The organism is Streptomyces sp. NPDC018263 (assembly GCF_055562575.1).
Genome location: NZ_JBVHFA010000003.1, coordinates 560,080 through 582,264, shown reverse-complemented (window position 1 = coordinate 582,264; position 22,185 = coordinate 560,080). Strand labels below are relative to the sequence as shown.

The following is a 22,185-nucleotide window of genomic DNA, read 5'->3' as shown; positions in this document are numbered from 1 at the left end:
CCATGGACGTCACCCTGCACCTCGCCCAGGACCCCGACGCCGACGCGCTGCTCGGCCGCAGCCCGCTCGCCGCGCTCACCGGGATGCTGCTGGACCAGCAGATCCCGATGGAGTGGGCGTTCAAGGGCCCGGAGACGATCGCGCGCCGCATGGGCGCCGACGACCTGGACGCGCACGACATCGCCGCCCACGACCCCGAGGAGTTCGCCGCGCTGCTCTCCGAGAAGCCGGCCGTGCACCGCTATCCGGGGTCGATGGCCAAGCGGGTGCAGACGCTGTGCCAGTACCTGGTCGAGCACTACGACGGTGACGCCGAGGCGGTGTGGCGGGACGCCGGCAGCGGGCCCGAGCTGCTGAAGCGGCTGGAGGCGCTGCCGGGGTTCGGCAAGCAGAAGGCGCAGATCTTCCTCGCCCTGCTCGGCAAGCAGCTCGGGGTGACGCCTCAGGGGTGGCGGGAGGCGGCGGGCGCGTACGGCGAGGAGAAGTCGTACCGCTCCGTCGCCGACATCACCGGGCCGGAGTCGCTGGCCAAGGTGCGGGCCCACAAGCAGGAGATGAAGGCGGCCGCCAAGGCGGCGAAGGCGGCGAAGGCGGCCGGGGCGAAGGAATAGCACCCGCCGGGCGCCCCCCGAGTGGCGGAATGTCCCCGTTCGGTCCAAGCATGGAACATGACCGAGCCTCCCATCGGCGGCCCCACGCAGGGCGGCCCGTACGACCCGAACCCCGGCGCCGGCCCGGCCCAGCCCGGTCCCGCCCCCGGCCCCGACGCGGTCCGCATGGACAAGGACCGCGAGCGCGCGGAGCGGGAGCGCCACGACCAGGAAGAACCGTTCGAGGGACCGCTGCACATGCTGTCCCAGGCGGCCTGGCAGGTGGTCCTGCTCACCGGCATCGCCTCGCTGATCCTGGGCATCCTGGTGCTCGTCTGGCCGGGGGCCACCCTGGTCGCGGTGGGCGTGCTGTTCGGCCTCTATCTCCTGGTCAGCGGCGTCTTCCAGTTGGTCTCCGCCTTCGGCACGCACAAGAAGACCTCGCTGCGGGTGCTGGCCTTCCTCAGCGGCGGTCTGTCGATCCTGCTGGGCCTGCTCTGCTTCCGCGGGCCGATGCAGTCGATCCTGCTGCTGGCACTGTGGATCGGCATCGGCTGGCTGATCCGGGGCGTCACCCAGACCATGGCCGCCATCTCCGACAAGGGGATGCCCGCGCGCGGCTGGCACATCTTCCTCGGCGTCGTCACCTTCATCGCCGGCATCGTCCTCATCGACTCCCCCTTCGAGTCGGTGGCCGTGCTGACCCTGGTCGGCGGCTGGTGGCTGATCGTCGTCGGCATCGTCGAGATCATCACCTCCATCCGGATCAAGGGCCGCGCCAAGGACATCCCGCAGACGGTCTGACCTCCCGGTTCCCCCCGCCCCCTCCGGTCGTCAACCTCCCGCCGCCGTCGTACGCCGTGCGGGCGGACTTGGGCGGCCGGAGGCGGAGCGGCGGGCTCCGGTGGGGAGATGACCTTCGTGAGCACCGCGCGTCCTCGTGTCTCCCGCGCCCGGAGCTGGTTCCGGGCGCTCGTGCTGCTGCTCGCCCTGTCGGTGCCCGGCGGCCATGTGGCCCTGGCGCAGCCGGGCCCGGTGCCGGGCATGGCCCAGGAGTGCGAGCACGATCTGCCCGCCACCCCGGCCCGCCCAGGCGCCCGCACCCGGCACCACGCCGACCTCCCCGACCGCACCGCTCCCCCGCCCGCGTCCGGCCCCACCGGCGCGGCACCGGACCCGGAGCGCACGCGGCCCCCGCACCCCGCACCCCTCCTGCGCACGGTCGTCCTGCGCTGCTGAGCGGGCCGAGCAGTCGGCACCGCTCATGTCAGCTCGAAAGCAGGAGGACCACAGCCATGCCCACCGACCTTTACGCGGTTCTGCGCGCCCTGCTGCGCGCCGAGGCCCGGCGCAACGCGCCCGACCAGCGGGCCGAGACGGCTCAGCGGCAGCGGCCGCAGAAGGAGAAGCGCCGCTGACGCACCGGCGGGGGCGGGCCAGGGGGTGTCGTCCAGCGTGGGGAGTCGGGGACCGACAACACCGCGGCTGGGGGTCCCCCCCCCTGCTCGCAGAGCTTGGGGGAGTGCGTGCCTGACCCCGCGTCGTCGAACTGGTCCAGACGACCCCCCTATCTCCCCCGCCGGGCCGTGCCGAACAGGGAACGGGTGATCTCCCGGCCGAGCTGTGTGCCCACCGAGCGCGCCAGCGACCTGAACATCTGGCTGCCGACCACCTGCTCCACCAGCGAGGGCTCCTCGGCCGGGGCCTTCTCCCGCTTCGCCCTCGGCGCCTCGGCGGGAGACGGTGCCTGGGCCGCCGTCAGCTTCTCGTACGCCGACTCGCGGTCCACAGCCTGTGCATAACGTCCGTACAGCGGTGACCGGCGTACCGCCCGGTCCAGCTCGGCCGGGTCCACCGGGCCCATGCGGGACTCAGGGGCGCGCAGCCGGGTGGCGGCGACCGGGGTGGGGGCGCCGTTCTCGCTGAGCACGGTGACCACGGCTTCGCCGGTGCCCAGCCCGGTGAGGAGTTCCTCCAGGTCGTACGGGGAGTCGGGGAAGGTCTTCACGGTCGCCTTCAGCGCCTTCTGGTCGTCCGGGGTGAAGGCGCGCAGGGCGTGCTGGACGCGGTTGCCGAGCTGGCCGAGCACGTCGGAGGGGACGTCCTTGGGGGTCTGGGTCACGAAGAAGACGCCGACGCCCTTGGACCGGATCAGCCGCACGGTCTGCGTGATGGCGTCCAGGAAGGCGTCCGAGGCGTCGTGGAAGAGCAGATGCGCCTCGTCGAAGAAGAACACCAGCTTCGGCTTGTCCGCGTCCCCCACCTCAGGCAGGTCGTGGAAGAGGTCGGCCAGCAGCCACATCAGGAACGTGGAGAACAACTGCGGCTTGTCCTGCACCGCGGGCAGCTCCAGCACGGAGACCAGGCCCCGCCCGTCCGGCGCGAGGCGCAGCAGGTCGGCGGTGTCGAACTCGGGCTCGCCGAAGAAGTCCGTCATGCCCTGCGCCTCGAACGCGGTCAGCGAGCGCAGGATCACCCCGGCCGTGGCGGTGGACAGGCCGCCGATGCCCTTCAGTTCGGGCTTGCCCTCGTCCGAGGTGAGGAAGGCGACGACCGCGCGGAGGTCCTTGAGGTCGATCAACTCCAGGCCCTTGGTGTCGGCGTAGTGGAAGATCAGGCCGAGGGACTGCTCCTGAGTGCGGTTCAGGCCCAGCACCTTGGACAGCAGCACCGGCCCGAAGCTGGTGACGGTGGCCCGCACCGGGATGCCGTGGCCGATCCCGCCGAGCGCCAGGAACTCCACGGGGAAGCCCTCGGCCGACCAGCTCTGTCCGGTCTCGGCGGCCCGCGTGCCGACCCGGTCCCCGCCCGGGCCGGGCCGGGCGATGCCGGAGAGGTCGCCCTTGACGTCCGCGAGGAACACCGGGACGCCTTGGGCGGAGAGTTGCTCGGCGACGAGCTGGAGCGTCTTGGTCTTGCCGGTGCCGGTGGCGCCCGCGACAAGGCCGTGCCGGTTCAGCATCGGCAGCGGCACCCGTACCTGCGCCTCCGGGTGGCACACCCCGTCCCACAGCAGCGCGCCGAGGTCCAGCGCGGGGCCGGTGAAGGCGTAGCCGGCCGCGATCGGGCGGGCCGCGGCGGGCAGTTGTGCCGGGGCGGAGCCGTCGGGGGCGGGCGTGGTCGCGCTGTCGCTCATCTCAAGGCCCCTCGTCCCGGCGACCGGCACTGCCGGTAGTCGCCGTAATGCCCGCTTTGCCGTGTCTTTTTCAGCGTCGCACTCCGCCGCCATGGCTGCGCCCGGAACGTCTGGGCCGGTAGGCTTTCCGTGTGATCTTCAAGCGCATCGGAAACGGCCGGCCGTACCCCGACCACGGCCGGGAGAGCACCCGGCAGTGGGCGGACGTCGCGCCGCGCCCGGTCCGCCTCGATCAGCTCGTGACCACCAAGCAGCAGCTCGACCTGGAGACGCTGCTCGCCGAGGACTCCACGTTCTACGGCGACCTCTTCGCCCACGTCGTGAAGTGGCAGGGCGACCTCTATCTGGAGGACGGGCTGCACCGCGCGGTCCGCGCCGCGCTCCAGCAGCGCCAGGTGCTGCACGCCCGCGTCCTCGAACTGGGCTGACGGGCGTTCCGCGCAAGCCCGACTGGCCCGTACGGGCCGCCGGTTACCCCTTTCGGGTTCGGCTACGCCGGATGGACTGATCATCTAATAGGCATCGCGGCCTCGGCGCACTACGCTGCGCTCATGAGCATGCTGACTCCCCCCGGCATGGGCGGTAAATACCGGATCACAGGGGACACCTACCCTCGGATGCGCCCGCCCCGGCGACGCGGCAGGCTCGTCGCCGCCGTCGTGGCCTCCGTGGCCGCGCTGGGCGTCGCCGGCTGGGGCACGCTGCAGCTCATCGACGTCTTCACCGGCGGCGACGGCTCGGTGTCCGGCCACGCGGCGGACTGCCGCACCAAGGTCGCCAAGGCGGCTCCGGTCAAGGCCCTGCCCAAGCCCGGCACCATCACCGTGAACGTCTACAACGCCACCACGCGCTCCGGGCTCGCCAAGCAGACGGCGGACGAGCTGAAGAAGCGCGGCTTCAAGATCGGCGACGTGGGCAACGCGGACAAGCAGTTCGACAAGAAGGTCAAGGGCACCGGGATGCTCATCGGTCCCGCCACCGCCCTCGACACCACGCTGCCGGTACTGAGCACCCAGCTCACCGACGCCGAGCGCCGTACGGACGCGGCCCGCAAGGGCGCCGAGCTGGACCTGGTCATCGGGGACAGGTTCAAGGCCCTGACCCAGCGGCCGGCGGCCGACAGCGCGGTGACCAAGCTGACCGCGCCGGAACAGGTGGCCGCGGTCACGACCGCCAAGAAGAAGACCTGCTGAGCCCGACGGCACGCGGAAGGGGGGCCGCCCGGCCGGGCGGCCCCCCTTCTCGCCGTCCTCGTGCCTACTCGGCCGCGCCGTACAGGCGGTCGCCCGCGTCGCCCAGGCCCGGCACGATGTAGCCCTGCTCGTTCAGCCGCTCGTCCACCGCGGCGGTGACCACGGTGACCGGGGTGCCGGCCAGCTCGCGCTCCAGGATCTCCACGCCCTCGGGGGAGGCCAGCAGGACCACGGCGGTCACGTCGTCGGCGCCGCGGCCGATCAGCTCGCGGATGGCCGCGACCAGGGTGCCGCCCGTGGCCAGCATCGGGTCCAGGACGTACACCTGGCGGCCGGACAGGTCGTCCGGCATACGGGAGGCGTAGGTCTCCGCCTGGAGCGTCTCCTCGTTGCGGATCATGCCCAGGAAGCCCACCTCGGCGGTCGGCAGCAGCCGGACCATGCCGTCCAGCATGCCGAGGCCGGCGCGCAGGATCGGCACCACCAGCGGGCGCGGGCGGGCGAGCTTGACGCCGGTGGTCCGGGCGACCGGGGTCTGGATGTCGACGGCCTCGGTGCGCACGTCCCGCGTGGCCTCGTAGGCGAGCAGGGTGACCAGCTCGTCGGCGAGACGGCGGAAGGTCGCGGAGTCGGTGCGCTGGTCGCGCAGCGTGGTGAGCTTGTGAGCGACCAGGGGGTGGTCGACGACGTGGAGACGCATGCCTTCAACAGTAACCGTGCCCGCCCTGTGCCTCGTCTCGGCATCAAACCGCCCGTCCGGGGGAATGCGCACAGGACCGACCGGGGTGGTGAAACCGTGGCTGACCTGCCGAACCTGCCGAACAACGGCCCGGCGACGACCGGGGAGACCGGACCCTTCAGGCCCCCGCGGCCCGAGACGGACGCCGAACGCAGGCGCCGGCGGGCCCAGTTCCTCCGGGACCTGGCCGAGGCCCGGCAACTGCGCGACCGGGTCCAGCCGCGCCGCGCCAAGGCGGCCCGGCTGCGCCACGCCATGCGCATGCGAACGTTCCGCTGGTAGCCCCGGCCGTCGTACGGTCCTGTCATCGGCGCTCGCGACGCCGCGTACGATCCGCAGGTGGCGGCGACGGGTGTGCTGGTGAGCCCTTCACGGACCCACGGTCGGCCGTTCGGTGACGGACGACCGAAACAGCCGGACACAGGGAGCCGAAGACGTCCCCTGAGCGACTTGTTTCTGCCACGATTCCCAGTGGGCGGACCCCGGAGCGCACCTGCTCCCCCGCCCGGACCTCCGCCGGGGGGACCCCCCGACCGGCACACCTATGACCAGTGGGAGAGTCACGGTGTACTTCGCCGCACTGCTCGCGCGCACCGAAGACGGGTGGGAAGCGAGCGACACGGAGCTCGACGATGTGGAGACCCTGTCCGATCTGGCCGACCTCGCCCGTGAGGCGTCGCCGGAGGAGGACACGGTGCTCGTCCTGATCGAGCAGGAGGACTCCTGGTTCGGGGTCGTCCGGGTGGACGGGGAGGAGGACCCCCGTATCTACGTCTCCGACGCCGCCGCAGCAGCCCGCAGCGCCTACGGGGAGCTGCTCCTCACCGATGAGCTGCTGGGCCGCGAGCCCGGCGCCGACGACGGTCCCGACCTCGACTCCCTGGACCTCGACGGCACCGAGGACGGCGAGTCCGAGGAGCCGGAGGAGGCCGAGGAAGCCCCGGACGGCGAAGCCGTCCCGCACAGCCCGGTCGGCGACCGCGAGATCCTCGGCGATCTCGGGATCGGCGAGAGGGAGCTGCGTGCCCTGGACGCCAATGACGCCCTGGGCACGATCGCCGAGGTGCTGGGCGCCTCGGAGGTACTGGAGACCGTCCGCTGACCGCGCCGCACGAGATCCCGAGGCCCCCGAGGAACATGGACCCGGTGCGCGACCCCTGGCGTCCCGCGATGCGGCTCGCCCTGGCCGAGGCCGGGCGGGCCGCGCTCGGCGGTGACGTCCCGGTGGGCGCCGTCGTGCTCGGCCCGGACGGCACCACCGTGCTGGGCACCGGGCACAACGAGCGCGAGGCGACCGGCGACCCGACCGCCCACGCCGAGGTGCTGGCGCTGCGCCGGGCCGCCGCCGCGCTCGGCGAGTGGCGGCTGACCGGCTGCACGCTGGTGGTGACGCTGGAGCCGTGCACGATGTGCGCGGGCGCCCTGGTGCAGTCCCGCGTCGACCGGGTCGTCTACGGCGCCCGCGACGACAAGGCGGGCGCGGCCGGCTCGCTCTGGGACGTCGTACGCGACCGGCGGCTCAACCACCGGCCCGAGGTCGTGGAGGGCGTGCTCGCCGAGGAGTGCGCCCGGCCGCTGACGGAGTTCTTCAGAGGGCGCTGAAGAGGCGCCGAAAGCCCTGCTGGGAGAGGCTCCGGGTATCGATTTCTGCCCATGGGGCACCTTGCTGTAAGGTCTCCCTCGGTAGCGTGTCCGAGCGGCCGAAGGAGCTCGCCTCGAAAGCGAGTGTGGCGCAAGTCACCGAGGGTTCAAATCCCTCCGCTACCGCAGGTAGAAGAGGCGCCAGGCTCATTGAGCTTGGCGCCTCTTCGGCGTCCGTCTCAGTTTCCGTCTCAGTTGGCCGGTACGAGGGCCCCGGCGAGCCCGTCGTCATCGTCGTCCGCCCCGTCTCCGGGTGACTTCCAGATGAGTCCGTCGACCCGTTGCGCGACCTCGCTCCGGACGCTGTCCACCATGTGTTGGTACCGCGCAGCCATGGCCGTTGTCGACCATCCCATGAGGCCCATCACGGCCCGTTCGGAGACTCCGAGGATGAGCAGGACCGTAGCGGCCGTGTGACGCGCGTCGTGCAAGCGCCCATCGCGGACCTTGGCCGCTGCGAGCAGTTCCTTCCAGTCGTCGTAGTCCGTTCGAGGGGATGTGCCCCGCCCGGTCGGCGTCGCGAACAGCCACCCTTCGTCGGCCCAGTCGTCGCCGGCCGCCGTGCGTTCGGCGTCCTGCCTGGTGCGGTGCAGCCTGAGCAGGTCCACAAGCTGTGAGGGCAAGCCCACAGCGCGCCGGCCCGCGCGAGACTTGGTGTCTGCCGTCTCGGGGTTGGTCCGCTGACGCTGCGGGCAGTAGCCCGCCTTCCTGCCACAGGTGTCCCCACATCCGTGGGCGTATCGCGGGCGGCGGCGGCTCCGACGGACCATCAGAACACCTCGCGTCAGGTCCACATCGGTCCACTTGAGACCCAGAGCCTCACCCTGCCTGAGCCCGAGCGCAAGCGCCACGGCCCAGCGTGCAGAGTTCCGGCGGTCGTCGGCGGTCCGCAGGAGCCGCTGCACCTCTTCGACGGTGTACGGCTCCACCTCCTCTTCCCGCAGGCGGGGCGCCTTGGCGAGCTGGACAGGGTTCCGTCCGAGGTGGCCACGCCGTACCGCCTCGTTCAGCGCGGCGCGGAAGGTCCGGTGGATCTGGTGAATCGTGCCGGCCTTACGGCCATCGGCCTGCATCTTCCCGTAGAAGTGCTCGATGTGTTCCGGCCTGAGCTTGTCGAGCCGGTGGGCACCGAGGGCGGGGATCAGGTGCTTTCGGACGGCGACGCCGTAGCCGACCATGGTGTTCTCGTTCACCGCGAGCGGTGCGATGGTCTCCACCCAGTGGGTCAGCCACGTCTTGACCGTCCAGGGCTTCCCCGGCTTGGCGAGGGTCTTGGCGTCGCGCTGCTTCTCCAGTTCACGGACGGCGGCCGTCACTTCGGCCCGGGTCTTGCGCTCGACGTGGCGGCGGTCCGGCGTGCCGTCGTCGCGGATGCCGACGGTGACGCGGCCGTGCCACTTGCCGTCTTTGCCGAGGTAGATCGAGCTTCGACCGTTGGGCTGTCGGGTGCGCTTCTTGTCGTTCTTCTCTTCGGCCATACAGGTGCTCCTCAGGCGGCGTGGGCGGTGTGCGTGGTACGTGCGGTCTTGCGGAGGCGGGAAACGAACTCCGGGACGGCGTCGGCCGGGACCCTGCGGAGGTGGCCGACGGTGATGGACTCCAGCTCTCCGGAGCTGATGAGCCGGTAGCAGACGGTTCGACCGATCTGGAGGCGACGGGCGGCCTCTTCGACGGTCAGCAGCACAAGGGAGGGGTCTACGACTTCGGCGAGTCGGGCCGTGTCCATGCGCGTGGTGCTCCTTCGTCTCGCGGGGAGGAGCGGGGGCTCTTCGGCCCCCTTCCGAGAAGTCCGCTACATCCGCTACGCCGCTACATCGCAGGTCAGCGGCTGGTTTTTTGTAGCGGAGGGGTGGCGTGTAGCGGCTACGCACGCATTGCGGGTTGGCGTGCGTAGCCGCTACACGCTGCGGTGCCGCTACAGATTCAGGGGCTCTGAGCTGGGCTGTAGCGGCGTAGCGGATGTAGCGGAGCCCTGGGGGGCAGGGCAGTAGCGGGACCACGCGTCGGTCAGGTCGACGGCGTGGAAGCCCTTGAGGACACCGCCGGTCGTGCGGATGTTCCGGGACCGGATCGGCTCGTTGTCCCCGGTCATGTACTCCCCGAGCATCCGCGACAACCTGCGGTTGTCGAGCGCCTTGCCGTCCAGATCGGCCCACGGCGCGTCGTCCAGGGCGTTGAGCCGGTCCAGGATGGCGATGGTGGGCAACCGGTCCACACCGATCAGCACGTGATCCCGCAGGTCGGTCAGCAGCCGGATACCGAGACTGTGCTTGTCGGTGTACTGCGCGGCCTTGACCAGCGTCACGCACGCCTCCCGCGCCCGGCGCGGCCAGTCCCCGCCGGCCGCGTCGGCGACGGCGAGCAGCGGTTCCCACACGTCCGCCGGGCGGTCGGTGACACCGTCGGGCATGTCGGGCCAGGCGCCCATGACGAACCCGCGTGCCTGCTCCGTCCAGTCGGCGAGTCGGTCACGGAGCTTGTGCCCCTCCGCCTCGTGGACGCGGGCCCGGAAGGGCTCCACCCGCTCGTTGCGGGCGCGGCGGCGCATGCGGATGACGACGGAGCGGGTCAGGATCGTGTCCGGGAGGGAGCCGAGTCCGGCGACCGCGACCGCGCAGTACGAGGGGAACGCCTGAACGGTCTGGTTGCCGCCGTCGCCGATGCACCGGTAGGTGACCCCGGTGCGGCGGTGGCCGGCGTTCAGGAAGCCGCGCAGTTCCTCGTTGTCGCCCGCCTTCGGGCCGAAGATCGTGTCGATCTCGTCGAACAGGATCGTGGGTCGGCCGTTCTGCCCGGACACGGCGCGGAACAGGGCGGCGGCGGAGGCGTTCACCGCGACCATGGGCTGTGGCACGAGGGTTTCCACGATTTCCAGCGCGCGGGACTTGCCCGATCCGGGCTCCGGGGACAGGAACGCGAGCCGCGGGGTGGAGTCGAAGCAGTCGAGCAGGTGGGCGTGGGCGTCCCAGAGGGCGACGGCGACGTAGGCGGCTTCGGTGGGGAAGACGTTGAAGCGCCGGTGGAAGGCTTCCACCTCGTTGAGCAGCGCGGCCCCGTCGATGGGCGTGGGGGTCATGCGGCGTTCCTCCCGTCGGTGAGCGAGGCGGGTGTGCCGGTGCAGGCGGACGTGTGAGCGGCGTACTCCCAGACGAGTGCGGCCACGGCGTCCGTGCCCGTGGCGGTGGCGGTCTCCCCGCACGCGCAGGCGTAGGCGGCGGTGGGGGTGGCGCCGGGACGCGTGGACCAGCGGGCCCCGTCCCAGTGGTCGCGGTAGACCGGCGGAGCGAAGATCCGGATACCGGGCCGCTCCGGCGTCGGATCAGCGCTGGGGCGCACGTCGGCGGTCCGGAACCGGTTCGAGCGAAGGGCAGTTACGACGCCCTTGCGGGCGGCGCCTTTCGGCTCGCCCACGGCCGCCGGCGACGCGGCCGGTTCGGCGGCGCACGGCCCGGCGGGGATGGTGGTGATGCTCTTCAGGCGGGGACGGGAGGGGTGGTTCATGCCGCCGCCCGGCGTGCCTGGTTGTGGGAGATGGACCAGTTCAGCGCGCTACGGAGCGTCGAGCGGCACTCGGCCGCGGACAGTCCGGCCGCCTCCCCCGCCTCCTGAAGAGCCTGCTCCACCACATGTCGGGGGAGGTCGCCCCACGCGACGAACCGCCCCAACGCGCGCGCCGCCCGGAACAACGTCCCCTCGCGGCAACCCTGTTGGGCCGATGCGACGTTTCGTGTCTCCGCGGTGAGTGCTACATCCGCGTATCGGCGGGATTGCCCCGTGACGGCCGTCGAGGGGGCCTGAGGCGCCTTGGGGGCGGGTTGCAGGACGCCTTGGAGCCACGGGGGCAGTACGGCCGCCTCAGGGCCGCACAGAGCCTCGTACGGTCCGGCGGGGGTGATGCTGCCGGCCGCGACGACGTATCCGCCCCATGCGCGGGTGTCGACCGAAGTCGCCACGGTCCCGGCAGTGTTGGCGAGCCTGACCCCGTCGGGGGCGGTGAAGTACAGGTGCTCCCCGCCGCTCGCGGTCCGCACCCGGTAGGTGTGGGGGACGGCGTGGCCGGCGCGCTCGCAGAGCGCTCGAAAGGTCGTCGCGCCGGAAGGCGCGTCCGAACTGCCCTTGTCCTTGGGCATGTCGAGGTCGATGACGACCAGCCGTGAGGGGCCGGTGGCGATACCGACGTTGAACGGGGCCCGCGACCAGGCGGCGCGGACGCGGCCGGGGTCGGTGGTGGCCCGCTCCTCCCACTTCCGGTGCCCGCTCGCGCACTCGCCGGTGCGGGGACAGGACTGCTCGCCGTGCAGTGCCGGCGGCTTGCCTCCGGGACGCAGGGGGAAGACGTGCCAGCCGCGGGCGGCGGCGTTCAGTGCTGCGCGTAGCAGCGCGGATCGGGGGTCTTGGGTCATGCTGGGTGTCTCCAGTCCTGTTGCAGGGTGCTGGGTGACAAGGGCGGCCCGTGACTTTGGCGAGACGGGGGCCGCCCTTGGCGTATCTAGAAGGGCGGTTCGTCGCCCCACGGGTCGCGGTGCGCGGCGTTGCGGCGCAGCCAGCGGGGCAGGCGCGGGAGCGGCAGCAGGACGATGCGCCACTCGGTGCCGCAGTCGCAGGGGTCCCAGTCGCTGCCGGCGTACTCGCCGGTGTCGTTGTCGCCGTAGTAGCTCTCGATGCCGCCGACGCCGTCGCAGTCGGGGCAGTCGGGGCGGGGGGTGTCGGTCAGGACCAGTGTCCGGCGGGGGTAGTCCATGACCTCAAGGCGGATTCGCTTCAAGGTGGTTGGCCTTTCTGGTCAGCCGTGGAAGTGGTTGCGCTTGAAGACCGCCCGGCGGATGTTCACCGTGGTCCCGCCGCTGTTGTGGCGGCCGGCGGTGAGGACCTGCACGGCGATGAACCCGCCGAACAGCACGGCGGCGAGGGTGATGAGCTGGGTGATGAGCGCGGTCAGGGCGGTGATGAAGGTGGTGAGCATCAGCAGCCCGCCGCACACGGCGAGGAACCCGACGCCCCCGAGGGCGACGTTCACCGCGGCGCGGGAGACGACCGGCTTCGCGGTGATCGGCTCCGGCTGTGCGGGGTGGACGGCGTAGCCGGTGACGACGCGGCCGTCGGGCAGGACCACGCTCGCCACCGCCGGGACCGTGGCCGGCTGCATGGGGATGAGGGGCGCCGGCATGGCGACGGCAGGGGTGGGCTGGTGGACCTCGACGGCCCGCAGCACGGGCGCGGCGGCGGTGTGTTCGGGGTACATGTGGAATCCCTTCCGGTGCGCGGTCAGGGAGGCGGAACCACCCCCTTGCGGGGTGGCTGTGGAGGGGGTTTCAGGGGCGCTGACCTGCGTTCCTCCCTGACTCCCTGCACGATCATTCGTGCTGGTCAGAGCCAGGGAGGCGGGTCAGGGAGGCTGCCAGGGAGTTCTCCCTGACTCCCTGACCCGGGAGGTGTCGGCTCCCTGTCACTCGGAGGCGGAAGCGGAACCCTCGTCATCACGGTTGGCGAGCGCGCGGGTGACGCGGTCGTGGGCGACGACCATGCGCCCGTCGGACTTGTACGGCTCAGCACCGGTACCCTCCAGCACGCGCCGGAGGTCGCCCGGCGTCCACGCGCCGTAGGCCGTCTCGTTGAGCGCGGCGAGCCGCTTGAGAACGTCCTGCGTGAACAACCGCGTGGCGGTCCCGAAAACGCCGGCGATGTCGGCGAGCGGGTCGCGGTCCTCGCCCCGGTCGATGACCCGCAGCGTGGTGACCCCATCCCGCATGGCCTTGGCCCGGTCCGCGATCTCGGTGGCCGTGTCGGTGTCGATGTAGTGCGTCCGCACCGTGATGGACGCCTGACCGGCGGGGATGGCGATCCCGTCGGAGGCGACCACGACCGTGCCCTTGTCCAGCCCCGGACGCAGCAGGTTCGGCGCCGCGCCGCCGTCCACGGCCTTGTCCCCAAGCGCCATACGCGCCTGAGACTCCGTGCCCAGCGCGAGCGAGGCACGCGTGTGGGCACCCTCCCGCACGAGCTTGGGAAGGTTCTGGTCGGTGGGGTCCTGCGTGCCCTGCCACAGCAGCACGTTCACGGCCCGACCCTGGTTGTGAATCTTGCGGGCGGCCATGAAGTACCGGGAGGTGGCCTTGGACCCGCCGTAGGGGCGCTTGTCCTCATCCTTGGCCGGGCACATGAACGCGACCTGCGCCTCATCGACCAGCACGATCAGCGGCGGGAACTGCGTGCCGGGAGGCGCGGTCAACCGCCGTTCCATCTCCGACACCCCGCCTTCGACCATCTCGGTCGCCTCGACCACGTGGTCGTCGGTCGGGCCCTGAATCAGCCGGGTGGCGAGCCCGTCGAACATGGCCCAGTCACCCGCGCCCTTAAGGTCAGCGACCCGGAACTCAACCGTGCAATCGAGGGCAAGCCACAGGGCGAGCGCTCGCAGCGCGGCGGTCTTGCCCTGGTTGGACAGGCCGGTGATGAGCAGGTGCCGCTGATACAGGCTCAAGGAAGCGGCGTCGCCGCGCAGGTCCTGACCCCACGGGGCCTTCCCCTTGGCGTAGTCGGCGGTGATGGTCTCGTCGGTGACCAGCGGAGACGGGCCGATCGGCTCATCGAGCGCACCGGAGTCGGCCACCCACAGCCGGACGGTGCGGGCGGCGGTCGGGATGGTGATGAACACCTCGTGCTCGTGCCGGGACAGGTTCTCGGCGAGCTTGCGGCGCTTGCTCTGCACCTCGTTGGTCGACACCCCCGACGGGAGCGTGACGTCGACCTCCACGCCGCATCCGGCGATGACGATCGGACCCAGCATGGACGCGCCGGCGTCGCCCATCTCCTTGATGGCGTTGCGCAGCGCCGGAACCCCGAGGTCGCGCAGGGCCTTGACCACGATCGAGGGCGTGATGGGCTCGCCCTCGCCGTTGCGGACGCGGTCGGGGAGCGCCCACTGGGGTGCGGCCTGCTGGTGTGCGCCGACGGACCACAGGGCGAGCAGCGCGAGGAACGGGGCAACGGACACGGCCGGTCCCCACACCACGCGCACGATGGTGACCATCAGGTTGATGAACTTGATGACCGCCATGAGGGGCGTGACGATCTCGGTGGCGTCCTTCGTGGCGATGGCCATGGCGATGCCGAGCAGGACCAGCCCGCCCATGCCCATGCCGGCCGTGGCGGCGGCGCCCTTGGCCGCGTCCATCGGGGAGTGCAGCAGGTCCATACGGCGGCGGTGGCGGGCGTCGCGGAAGCGCTGCCCGCGCTCCTCCCACTCCGCCGCCGCCTCGAAGTTCCCCGCCGCCTCCGCCGTGCGCATGTACCGCTCGTAGCGGGCGGCGGTCCGGCCGTCCCACGCCCGCTTGCCGACGATGCGGGCGCCGCCGGCGATGTAGAGGGAGTGTCGGGCCACCGCGCGGGCGGTCGTGCGGGTGTTCTCGTGCGTGACGGCCGTGCGCAGGGCGCGTCCGGAGCGCACCCACAGCGGCACCGACGGCGCCGGAGGTGCCTGCCAGTCAGGGGCCAAGGTCAGCGGGGGATAGGCGTCGGGGGTGTACGGTTCAGGGCTCTCGTGCAGGTGAACGACGGTTTCGCTCATGGCAGGAAGACTCCTGACGACCCCTCGGGGGGTCGGAAGTTGGGGAGGGAGGCGGGTCGGTTCAGAACCAGCCGGAGGACTTCTTCGCGGCCTTGTCGGCGGCGGCCTCGCGCACGATCCGCGTCCGCTCGGTCTGCAACGCGGTGATCTCCGCGATCAGCCGGATCTCCGCGCTCTGCCACGCGGTGTCGATCCGGCTCTCGGCACCACCGGCACTCCGGCCCCGGGCGATCCGGTACGAGCCGCTGACGGCGCCGCCGAGGACGGCGCGGCGCTCGCGGCCGTCCAGCGGCCACATCTCCCGGTTCTTGACCGCTTCGAGGTTGCGGGTGGCCTGCTGGATCGCCTTGTCCAGGCGGCGGGTGTCGCGCTTGCCCATGTCGGTGCTCCCAGTTGTCGAATTCGTCGCCAGGCGGCGGGGCGGGTCAGCGGGGGTTGGGGTTGAGGGGCATGCCGCACTTCGGGCACGTGCGGGGGTTCGGCTGCGGGACGGGCTTGCGGCAGCCCGGGCAGCAGGAATAGGGGTGCCAGGCCATGGAGGACTCCTCGTGTGAGTGGCCGCAGTTCAGGTGGCAGATGCCGGCTCCGCGCAGGGCACGCAGGTGCCGAGCGAAGAGGGGATGACGTAGCCCGCCTCCCGCCGGCAGCGCGGGCAGACGCGGCGGGCACGGTTGGCCGCAGCGAGCGCCGCCCACCGGGCCGGGGTCATCGGGCGCACCGGCTTGGCCAGGTCGACCCGGTACAGGTACGCGACCAGCGGGCCCCGGCGGCGGCACGGCCGTTCGAGCTGCGCCGCCACCTCCTGACCACCCGGCCGCAGACCCCGCGCACGGAGTTGTCGGCGGGTGGCGTAGCCGTCCGGGGCGAGCCGCCACCGGTAGACCGGCAGCGCGGCCATCAGGCGACCCGCTTCCACGCGGCCCGCAGGCGGACCTCGGAGGCGGCGTGGCCGGACGCACGGAACCGGGCGGCCATCTCCCGGTACGACAGCGCCGGCACCTCGCTGAGGCGGATCGCGTCCACCAGGGCGTCCAGCGCGTCATCGGACAACGCGGGTCCGGTCTCCAGCGCCGGGACGGGCTCCGAGGGGCCCCAGACGGGCAGTTCCCACATGGGTGTGACGCCGGGTGTGACGCGGGTCGTCACGCTGGTCAGCGCCCTGCCGGTGTCCTCCCCGTCCCGGGCCGTCTCCAGCGTCGACCACGCCCCCGCGAGGGTCTGCGCGGTTTTCGCCTGGACGCGTGCGACGCGGGCTCCGGCCTCCGTCACGGCCGTCAGCCGCGTCTCCTCCGTGGCCGCTTCCGCCCGCAGTCGGGCGCGGGCCACGGCCGCTTCGTCCCGGGCCTCCTGCTGGATTCCCCGGATGGCTCCGAGCGCGGACGGGGTGAGCGCGGTCCGCTCCCACAGCCCGTGCACCAGCCACAGCGCCTTCGCCGCGATCGGCAGCCACGCCACGGCCAGCCACGCGCCGGCCGACGACTCGGCGGTCAGCGCGTGCGCGACCAGAACACCGGCCGCGATCAGACCGAAGCACCAGCCGACGGCGGTCACGACGGGGCTGTGGTCTCCCTGCGCGGCGAGCCGGCGTTCGTAGGCGAGGGTGGCCAGCCATCCGCCGTCGATGCCGAGACCGACGACCAGCGCGACCAGCCACGGCATCGCTGTGCCCAGCCACATCACCACCACGGCCAGCGTGAGGACCATCGAGACGGCCGTCATCGCGACGGCCGGCAGTACGGTCTTGGCCTTCACCGCGCACCCCCGATCGGGCGCACGGCCACGCCGGTGATGAGCACGGCCGGCGAGAACGGGTCCCCGACGTCCTGCGCGTCCTCCGACCAGTCCCACACCGCACCCGGCACCGGCTCGAACCCGAGGACCGCGAGCGCTTCCGCCCGCTCGGTCACGGTCGGCACCGGCAGCGCACGAGCGAACGAGTGCGTCGGCCAGTAACCGGCGCACACGTACACGCGCCACTCACGGCCGTCCCGCAGCGACATCTGCGCCCGCAGCGCGGGCAGGTTCGTCCCGCTCATGCCGCACCACCCGGCGCGAGCGCGCCGGCCGTCCGGTTGAGCAGAGCGACCCGCGCGGCGAGCGCCCGGCGACGGGCCCGGCGGATGCGCCGGATGTCCAGCTCGGTCGGGGTGCGGTCGAGGGTGACGATCTGCGCGTCGAGCAGGTCGACGTCCGCCAGGATCAGCGGCATCTCCAGCTCGATCGCGTCCAACTCGGCGTCGGTGGGCTCCATGAAGTCGGCGAACGCGGTAACAGCGTCCTGAACAGTAACGATGTGGCTCATTGGGTCTGGTTCCTTCCAGAGAGGAACGGCCCGAACAGCGGCCCCGGTGTTCGAGCACCGGGGCCGCGCGCCGTTGAAGTCGGAACATCCGGCTCCCCTCAGCGCTGCTCGTACGAGACGAGCAGCGGAGGCAACCGGCGCAGCGTTGTGAGCTGCGGAGTTGTGGTCATGCGGGTGTGTCTCCTTCGGGAACACGGGCTCCCGTTTCAGGCGTATGGAGATGTGACCTTTCGGTCTCAAGCCCTCCGGTTGACCAGGGGTCCGGGTCCCTCGGCCCGCTCTGTCCCGGGCCCCTTGACCTCGACCAGCCCTTCGTGGAACCGGGCATGTCGAGATCCCGCACCCGTTGGCCGATCTGACTGACCGTCGGGCACATCCCTAAGGTTCCCTAGGGTTCCCTGCGGTGTCAAGCGGTAAGCTAGGGAACCTAAGGGAAGTGACGACAAGGAGCAGCCGACATGGCAGGTCAGGCCGACAATCGGGCGCCCTACGCGAAGATTGCCGCCCACTACACGGAGCTGATTTCGTCCGGTCAGCTTCAGCCGGGGTCTCTCTTGCCGAGCATCAAGAACCTCTCGGAAGAGTGGAAGGTAAGCACCGCGACCGCCGAGAAAGCCCTGCGTAAGCTCCGCAACGATGGTCTCGTTCGCGGTATCCACGGCATCGGAACTGAGGTGTTGGACCAGCCGGCCGCCATGTCTTCGGGTTCCCAGCGCCTAGACCGGGGACGGCGCACCGGCTCTAGCTGGGGGCAGGGAGAGAGGTCCGACTCACACCAAGCGTCCGTGGTCTCTGCGCCCGCAGACGTCGCACAAGCGCTGGACATCGAACGCGGCGCCGACGTGATCCGCCGTAGCCGGGTCTACAGGGATCGACATGGCATCGTGGCCCACAGCACGTCGTGGATTCCCGCTCAGTACGGCGAGCTGATCCCTCAGCTAGCGGCGAGTGAGCGTTTGACGGGGGGAACGTCGCTTCAGCTCATCGCTCAGGCGACCGGTCACCCGATCAGCCACCGGATCGACACCGCATCCGCGCGACTGCTCACGCCTGAAGACGCGCGCCTCTTGGAACTTGACCCCGACAACCCGCCTGCGGAACCTGTGGTCGTGATGACTGCAAAGTTCATCGACAGCGAGGGAAACATCGTGGAATACGGTGTAGACCTCGGCGGACCCAACCGCACATGGCGTACGGAGTCGGAGGTCTCCTCGTGACGATCCCCCGTCCGCCGTTCTGCGTGCTGATGGCCGGACTGCCCGGCTCAGGGAAGACGACGCTTTCACGCGTCCTCACGGCCCGAGGCTTCGCACGGCTCTGCCCCGATGAAGAGATGTACCGGCGGCATGGCGTCTACGGCGTGGACTTCCCCCGCGGTATCTTTCCCACGCTTGAGCGACCGGTTCTCGAAGATGTGGCCGCTGACCTCAGAGAACAGCTCAAGGCAGGCAATGACGTGGTGGTCGACCACGGCTTTTGGACCCCGGAGGACCGAGCGAGGTGGCAGGCCATCGCTACAGACGCCGGCGCTGTCCCCGTTCTCGTCTACCTGGCTGCCAGCCACGACCAGCTTTGGGCGCGGATCAGCAAGCGCAACGACTTCCACGAGAGCGATCCCAACTCCATCTTCTTCTCGGAGAGCGACCTACAGCGGTACCGGACGCGGTTCATCCCCCCTCAGCCGGACGAACCACACCTCTTGTATGAGGGCGACCCCGAAACCGTGCTTGCGGCCCTCGGCCTATTGGCCTCTTCGGATGGTTAATGCGCAGGTCAGCCCGGGGCGCTCCGTCTCAGTTTCCGTCTCATTCAGCCCCGTCCAATGCCGTCCACAGCGGTTCACGCGGACGGCGTGAGTACGGGAATGAACGGGCCTGAACTGCCTCGAATGCGGCTCTGACCAGTACGAACAGACCTCGAAAGCGAGTGTGGCGCAAGTCACCGAGGGTTCAAATCCCTCCGCTACCGCTTGAGAAGGGCCCCGTCTTCGGACGGGGCCCTTCGTGCGTCCCGGCCTTGGGCCTCAGGGGCCCTCAATCGACAATCGTGGCCGTCCTGTTGGGTGCGCGCAGGACCGTGGCGGTTACACTCGCCGCCGCAGGCAGGTCAGTGGGGTTCGAGGGACTTCGAGAGACAGGGGAGGCCGCGGTGGCGGTGAACGCCAAGAAGATCGTCGTGTTCGCGCTCGTGGTCTTCGCCATGTACGTGATCATCACCGACCCGGCCAAGGCGGCCGACTACGTCCAGATAGCCTTCGAGGGCATATCGGACGCCGCCGGGGCCATCGGGGACTTCATGACCTGGGTCGTGGGCGGCGCGAAGAACTGACCGGCCGCAAGAGCAAGAGGTACGTCGCATGATCCGGCACCTGGTCCTGTTCAAGCTCGACGAGGGTGTCGAGCGCGACGACCCGCGCGTCCAGGAGGGCGTGGCCGCCTTCCGCGCGCTCGGCGGGCAGATCGACGAGCTGCGCTCCTGGGAGTGCGGCTGGAACGTCACCGACCGCCCCATCGCCTACGACTTCGCGATCAACTCCTCCGTCGAGGACACCGGCGCCCTCCAGCGGTACCTGGAGCACCCCGCCCATCAGGCGGGCGTCGCGCTGTGGCGGGAGTTCGCCACGTGGGTGATCGCCGACTACGAGTTCTGAGGGCCGGGCGCCCCCGGAACACGAGCCCTCCGCCGTTACGGCGGGGGGGCTTTCCCGTGTCCGGCGATCCATCCATTGGCGTCGTTTGAGGGCCAACACGGCGTTATGCGGTGCTTGCACACAGTGCACATGTCTTGTGATGCTATGACCGCTTTTGACGGATGATTGACCGATGAAGAGGTGGCGTTGACCGTGTCGGCCAGTACTGCGCCGCCCCAGGCGGAGGCGCCCGCGACCCTCCCCGAGCCCTCCGCCGAACCCTCCGCCGCACCCCCTCCCGAGAAGCGCCGGGGCGCCGACACCCGGGCCCTGACCCAGGTGCTCTTCGGCGAGCTGAAGAACCTGACGCCGGGCACCCCGGAGCACAACCGGGTCCGCGGGGCGCTCATCGAGGCCAACCTCCCGCTGGTGCGCTACGCCGCCGCCCGCTTCCGCTCCCGCAACGAGCCGATGGAGGACGTGGTCCAGGTCGGCACCATCGGGCTGATCAACGCCATCGACCGCTTCGACCCCGACCGGGGCGTGCAGTTCCCCACCTTCGCCATGCCGACCGTGGTCGGCGAGATCAAGCGGTACTTCCGGGACAACGTCCGCACCGTGCACGTACCGCGCCGGCTGCACGAGCTGTGGGTGCAGGTGAACGGGGCCACCGAGGACCTCACCACCGCGCTCGGCAGATCACCCTCCACCGCCGAGATCGCCGAGCGCCTCAGGATCAGCGAGGAGGAGGTGCTGTCCTGCATCGAGGCGGGCCGCTCGTACCACGCCACCTCGCTGGAGGCCGCGCAGGAGGGCGACGGGCTGCCCGGACTGCTGGACCGCATCGGGTACGAGGACCCGGCGCTGGACGGCGTCGAGCACCGCGACCTGGTCCGGCACCTGCTGGTCCAGCTCCCCGAGCGCGAGCAGCGCATCCTGCTGCTCCGCTACTACAGCAACCTGACCCAGTCGCAGATCAGCGCCGAGCTCGGTGTCTCCCAGATGCATGTCTCCCGGCTGCTCGCCCGGAGCTTCCAGCGGCTCAGATCGGCCAACCGGATCGAGGCATGACCGGCGCACGGGAGCACGGAACGGAAAACAGCAGGTAGAGCCCGTTCGCATGCGGGATCGAAAGATCACCGTCAGGAGCGAATCACGGCACGTCGACAGTGTCGGCAATTGTGCGCCGAAAGCCCGTCAGACCCCGTTCTGCCAGGGCTTATTGGCGTCTCACGTGTCGACATGTCACTACAGCGCGTTGCCGACATGTGACATTCTGCGGGAAGCGCGTTTGCCGAGGCTTCGGCTCCGGTATTCAGGTGAAGGCCGCGCTGTCCGATCAGGGCAGTGCGCCGCGACCGTCCCGCGACCCAAAGGGGGTGGCATGTCCGCAGAACAGGGCAGCTCGAAGGTGCTCACGAAGACCGTGGCAGCACCGCAGAAGCTCGACGCTCTCGACGTCCTCGACGGCTTCGAGGGTGCTCCGGCCCTCGACGCCGCACCCGCCCCCGCCGTCCCGGCCCCGGCGCCCGACGTGGCCCCGGCCGTCGAGGAGGCCGCACAACTTCCGGTGCCCTCGGGGGACATCGACACCCGCACGCTGTCCCGTTCCCTGTTCCTGCGGCTCGCCGCGCTCGGTGAGGACAGCCCCGAGCGGGGTTACGTCCGGGACACCCTGATCGAGCTGAACCTCCCGCTGGTGCGGTACGCGGCGGCCCGGTTCCGCTCGCGCAACGAGCCGATGGAGGACATCGTCCAGGTCGGCACCATCGGCCTGATCAAGGCGATCGACCGCTTCGACTGCGAACGGGGCGTGGAGTTCCCGACGTTCGCCATGCCGACGGTCGTGGGCGAGATCAAGCGGTTCTTCCGCGACACCTCGTGGTCGGTGCGGGTGCCGCGCCGGCTCCAGGAGCTGCGCCTGGCGCTGACCAAGGCGAGCGACGAGCTGTCCCAGCGGCTCGACCGTTCCCCGACCGTGCCGGAGCTGGCGGTCGCGCTCGGTGTCTCCGAGGAGGACGTGGTCGACGGTCTGGCGGTGGGCAACGCCTACACCGCCTCCTCGCTCGACTCCCCGGCCCCCGAGGACGACGGCGGCGAGGGCTCGCTGGCCGACCGCCTCGGCTACGAGGACACGGCGCTGGAGGGCGTGGAGTACCGGGAGTCGCTCAAGCCGCTGCTGGCCAAGCTGCCGCCGCGCGAGCGCCGGATCATCATGCTGCGCTTCTTCGCCAACATGACCCAGTCGCAGATCGGCGAGGAGGTCGGCATCTCGCAGATGCACGTCTCGCGGCTGCTGACCCGGACGCTGTCCCAGCTCCGCGAGGGTCTCGTCTCGGACTGACGGACCCGAGAACCGACGGACCGAGAAGGCCCGCCCGGCCCGTG

General features: G+C 70.9%; 30 protein-coding genes and 1 tRNA gene. 16 read left to right on the top strand and 15 right to left on the bottom strand.

The genetic code is table 11. The features are described 5' to 3' along the window. The first annotated feature begins 2 nt into the window (after positions 1 to 2). The 4 genes from ACZ3HQ_RS11820 to ACZ3HQ_RS11805 all read left to right on the top strand — a co-directional run bounded on the left by ACZ3HQ_RS11820 (position 3) and on the right by ACZ3HQ_RS11805 (position 2,008). Positions 3 to 611, top strand: a complete 609-nt coding sequence (locus tag ACZ3HQ_RS11820; RefSeq protein ID WP_467509779.1) for an HhH-GPD-type base excision DNA repair protein — start codon at positions 3 to 5, stop codon at positions 609 to 611. A 57-nt stretch (positions 612 to 668) separates the two neighbouring features. Then, on the top strand, positions 669 to 1,394 hold the full coding sequence (locus tag ACZ3HQ_RS11815; protein WP_467509777.1) for an HdeD family acid-resistance protein: 726 nt from the start codon (positions 669 to 671) through the stop codon (positions 1,392 to 1,394). A gap of 108 nt (positions 1,395 to 1,502) precedes the next feature. Next, entirely contained in the window at positions 1,503 to 1,829 is a 327-nt protein-coding gene (locus tag ACZ3HQ_RS11810) for a hypothetical protein (protein ID WP_467509775.1), read from the top strand. A gap of 56 nt (positions 1,830 to 1,885) precedes the next feature. After that, positions 1,886 to 2,008, top strand: coding sequence for a hypothetical protein (locus ACZ3HQ_RS11805; protein ID WP_467509773.1), 123 nt, complete (start codon positions 1,886 to 1,888; stop codon positions 2,006 to 2,008). Between the two features lie 149 nt (positions 2,009 to 2,157). On the opposite strand, the gene ACZ3HQ_RS11800 is transcribed toward ACZ3HQ_RS11805, so the two are convergent. Beyond that, positions 2,158 to 3,726, bottom strand: coding sequence for a helicase HerA-like domain-containing protein (locus tag ACZ3HQ_RS11800; RefSeq protein ID WP_467509771.1), 1,569 nt, complete (start codon positions 3,724 to 3,726; stop codon positions 2,158 to 2,160). 131 nt (positions 3,727 to 3,857) lie between these two features. Between ACZ3HQ_RS11800 and ACZ3HQ_RS11795 the strand changes: the two genes are divergently transcribed. Together ACZ3HQ_RS11795 and ACZ3HQ_RS11790 are read left to right on the top strand one after the other, a co-directional pair. Further along, a complete protein-coding gene (locus ACZ3HQ_RS11795) occupies positions 3,858 to 4,154 on the top strand; it encodes a type II toxin-antitoxin system VapB family antitoxin (protein WP_003986294.1) in 297 nt (98 codons plus the stop codon). A 123-nt stretch (positions 4,155 to 4,277) separates the two neighbouring features. Further along, positions 4,278 to 4,919 carry a LytR C-terminal domain-containing protein gene (locus ACZ3HQ_RS11790; protein ID WP_467509769.1) on the top strand — a complete coding sequence of 214 codons (642 nt, stop codon included), beginning with the start codon at positions 4,278 to 4,280 and terminating at the stop codon, positions 4,917 to 4,919. Between the two features lie 64 nt (positions 4,920 to 4,983). Here the strand turns inward: ACZ3HQ_RS11790 and upp are convergent, their stop codons facing one another. Beyond that, positions 4,984 to 5,619: a uracil phosphoribosyltransferase gene (upp, locus tag ACZ3HQ_RS11785; protein ID WP_030806344.1), complete on the bottom strand. Its 636-nt coding sequence runs from the start codon at positions 5,617 to 5,619 to the stop codon at positions 4,984 to 4,986. A 96-nt stretch (positions 5,620 to 5,715) separates the two neighbouring features. Here upp and ACZ3HQ_RS11780 point away from each other — a divergent pair, with 96 nt between their 5' ends. From ACZ3HQ_RS11780 to ACZ3HQ_RS11765, 4 genes are all read left to right on the top strand, one after another. Continuing rightward, positions 5,716 to 5,940, top strand: a complete 225-nt coding sequence (locus ACZ3HQ_RS11780) for a hypothetical protein (protein ID WP_451220865.1) — start codon at positions 5,716 to 5,718, stop codon at positions 5,938 to 5,940. Between the two features lie 283 nt (positions 5,941 to 6,223). Next, positions 6,224 to 6,760: a tRNA adenosine deaminase-associated protein gene (locus ACZ3HQ_RS11775; RefSeq protein WP_467510016.1), complete on the top strand. Its 537-nt coding sequence runs from the start codon at positions 6,224 to 6,226 to the stop codon at positions 6,758 to 6,760. A gap of 35 nt (positions 6,761 to 6,795) precedes the next feature. Beyond that, positions 6,796 to 7,260, top strand: coding sequence for a tRNA adenosine(34) deaminase TadA (tadA, locus tag ACZ3HQ_RS11770; RefSeq protein WP_467509766.1), 465 nt, complete (start codon positions 6,796 to 6,798; stop codon positions 7,258 to 7,260). Between the two features lie 80 nt (positions 7,261 to 7,340). Beyond that, positions 7,341 to 7,425, top strand: a tRNA-Ser gene (locus tag ACZ3HQ_RS11765). A gap of 65 nt (positions 7,426 to 7,490) precedes the next feature. Here the strand turns inward: ACZ3HQ_RS11765 and ACZ3HQ_RS11760 are convergent. From ACZ3HQ_RS11760 to ACZ3HQ_RS11700, 13 genes are all read right to left on the bottom strand, one after another. Next, positions 7,491 to 8,777, bottom strand: a complete 1,287-nt coding sequence (locus ACZ3HQ_RS11760) for a tyrosine-type recombinase/integrase (protein WP_467509764.1) — start codon at positions 8,775 to 8,777, stop codon at positions 7,491 to 7,493. Between the two features lie 11 nt (positions 8,778 to 8,788). Then, positions 8,789 to 9,025 (bottom strand): excisionase family DNA-binding protein, encoded by a 237-nt coding sequence (locus tag ACZ3HQ_RS11755; protein ID WP_467509762.1) that lies wholly within the window; start codon positions 9,023 to 9,025, stop codon positions 8,789 to 8,791. Positions 9,026 to 9,214: 189 nt separating this feature from the next. Then, a complete protein-coding gene (locus tag ACZ3HQ_RS11750; RefSeq protein ID WP_467509760.1) occupies positions 9,215 to 10,375 on the bottom strand; it encodes a DUF3631 domain-containing protein in 1,161 nt (386 codons plus the stop codon). Beyond that, complete coding sequence (locus ACZ3HQ_RS11745; protein ID WP_467509758.1) at positions 10,372 to 10,800, bottom strand: hypothetical protein; 429 nt, start codon at positions 10,798 to 10,800, stop codon at positions 10,372 to 10,374. The genes ACZ3HQ_RS11750 and ACZ3HQ_RS11745 overlap by 4 nt, the downstream gene beginning before the upstream one ends. Beyond that, the gene (locus ACZ3HQ_RS11740) at positions 10,797 to 11,702 is read right to left on the bottom strand and encodes a bifunctional DNA primase/polymerase (protein ID WP_467509756.1); all 906 of its coding nucleotides are present in this window, start codon (positions 11,700 to 11,702) and stop codon (positions 10,797 to 10,799) included. Before ACZ3HQ_RS11740 ends, ACZ3HQ_RS11745 begins: the two co-directional genes overlap by 4 nt. An 86-nt stretch (positions 11,703 to 11,788) precedes the next feature. Next, the gene (locus ACZ3HQ_RS11735; RefSeq protein ID WP_467509754.1) at positions 11,789 to 12,040 is read right to left on the bottom strand and encodes a hypothetical protein; all 252 of its coding nucleotides are present in this window, start codon (positions 12,038 to 12,040) and stop codon (positions 11,789 to 11,791) included. Positions 12,041 to 12,082: 42 nt separating this feature from the next. Next, positions 12,083 to 12,541, bottom strand: coding sequence for a hypothetical protein (locus ACZ3HQ_RS11730; RefSeq protein WP_467509752.1), 459 nt, complete (start codon positions 12,539 to 12,541; stop codon positions 12,083 to 12,085). Between the two features lie 204 nt (positions 12,542 to 12,745). Then, positions 12,746 to 14,866, bottom strand: a complete 2,121-nt coding sequence (locus ACZ3HQ_RS11725; RefSeq protein ID WP_467509750.1) for an ATP-binding protein — start codon at positions 14,864 to 14,866, stop codon at positions 12,746 to 12,748. A 61-nt stretch (positions 14,867 to 14,927) separates the two neighbouring features. Continuing rightward, complete coding sequence (locus tag ACZ3HQ_RS11720) at positions 14,928 to 15,245, bottom strand: hypothetical protein (protein ID WP_467509748.1); 318 nt, start codon at positions 15,243 to 15,245, stop codon at positions 14,928 to 14,930. 186 nt (positions 15,246 to 15,431) lie between these two features. Then, a complete protein-coding gene (locus ACZ3HQ_RS11715) occupies positions 15,432 to 15,764 on the bottom strand; it encodes an RRQRL motif-containing zinc-binding protein (RefSeq protein WP_467510014.1) in 333 nt (110 codons plus the stop codon). Further along, the gene (locus ACZ3HQ_RS11710; protein WP_467509746.1) at positions 15,764 to 16,618 is read right to left on the bottom strand and encodes a protein spdB; all 855 of its coding nucleotides are present in this window, start codon (positions 16,616 to 16,618) and stop codon (positions 15,764 to 15,766) included. Before ACZ3HQ_RS11710 ends, ACZ3HQ_RS11715 begins: the two co-directional genes overlap by 1 nt. After that, positions 16,615 to 16,902, bottom strand: coding sequence for a DUF6303 family protein (locus ACZ3HQ_RS11705; protein WP_467509744.1), 288 nt, complete (start codon positions 16,900 to 16,902; stop codon positions 16,615 to 16,617). Before ACZ3HQ_RS11705 ends, ACZ3HQ_RS11710 begins: the two co-directional genes overlap by 4 nt. Beyond that, complete coding sequence (locus ACZ3HQ_RS11700) at positions 16,899 to 17,168, bottom strand: DUF6284 family protein (RefSeq protein WP_467509742.1); 270 nt, start codon at positions 17,166 to 17,168, stop codon at positions 16,899 to 16,901. The genes ACZ3HQ_RS11705 and ACZ3HQ_RS11700 overlap by 4 nt, the downstream gene beginning before the upstream one ends. Positions 17,169 to 17,626: 458 nt before the next feature. Between ACZ3HQ_RS11700 and ACZ3HQ_RS11695 the strand changes: the two genes are divergently transcribed. The 6 genes from ACZ3HQ_RS11695 to ACZ3HQ_RS11670 all read left to right on the top strand — a co-directional run bounded on the left by ACZ3HQ_RS11695 (position 17,627) and on the right by ACZ3HQ_RS11670 (position 22,141). Further along, complete coding sequence (locus ACZ3HQ_RS11695) at positions 17,627 to 18,385, top strand: GntR family transcriptional regulator (RefSeq protein ID WP_467509740.1); 759 nt, start codon at positions 17,627 to 17,629, stop codon at positions 18,383 to 18,385. Next, positions 18,382 to 18,933: a P-loop nucleotide/nucleoside kinase family protein gene (locus ACZ3HQ_RS11690; RefSeq protein ID WP_467509738.1), complete on the top strand. Its 552-nt coding sequence runs from the start codon at positions 18,382 to 18,384 to the stop codon at positions 18,931 to 18,933. The genes ACZ3HQ_RS11695 and ACZ3HQ_RS11690 overlap by 4 nt, the downstream gene beginning before the upstream one ends. Positions 18,934 to 19,316: 383 nt before the next feature. Further along, positions 19,317 to 19,496: a hypothetical protein gene (locus tag ACZ3HQ_RS11685; protein ID WP_130337669.1), complete on the top strand. Its 180-nt coding sequence runs from the start codon at positions 19,317 to 19,319 to the stop codon at positions 19,494 to 19,496. A gap of 28 nt (positions 19,497 to 19,524) precedes the next feature. Continuing rightward, the gene (locus ACZ3HQ_RS11680; RefSeq protein ID WP_467509735.1) at positions 19,525 to 19,818 is read left to right on the top strand and encodes a Dabb family protein; all 294 of its coding nucleotides are present in this window, start codon (positions 19,525 to 19,527) and stop codon (positions 19,816 to 19,818) included. A 186-nt stretch (positions 19,819 to 20,004) separates the two neighbouring features. Further along, positions 20,005 to 20,868 (top strand): RNA polymerase sigma factor SigF, encoded by an 864-nt coding sequence (locus ACZ3HQ_RS11675; protein WP_423511663.1) that lies wholly within the window; start codon positions 20,005 to 20,007, stop codon positions 20,866 to 20,868. 313 nt (positions 20,869 to 21,181) lie between these two features. Next, positions 21,182 to 22,141 carry an RNA polymerase sigma factor SigF gene (locus ACZ3HQ_RS11670; RefSeq protein WP_467509733.1) on the top strand — a complete coding sequence of 320 codons (960 nt, stop codon included), beginning with the start codon at positions 21,182 to 21,184 and terminating at the stop codon, positions 22,139 to 22,141. Positions 22,142 to 22,185 lie beyond the last annotated feature (44 nt).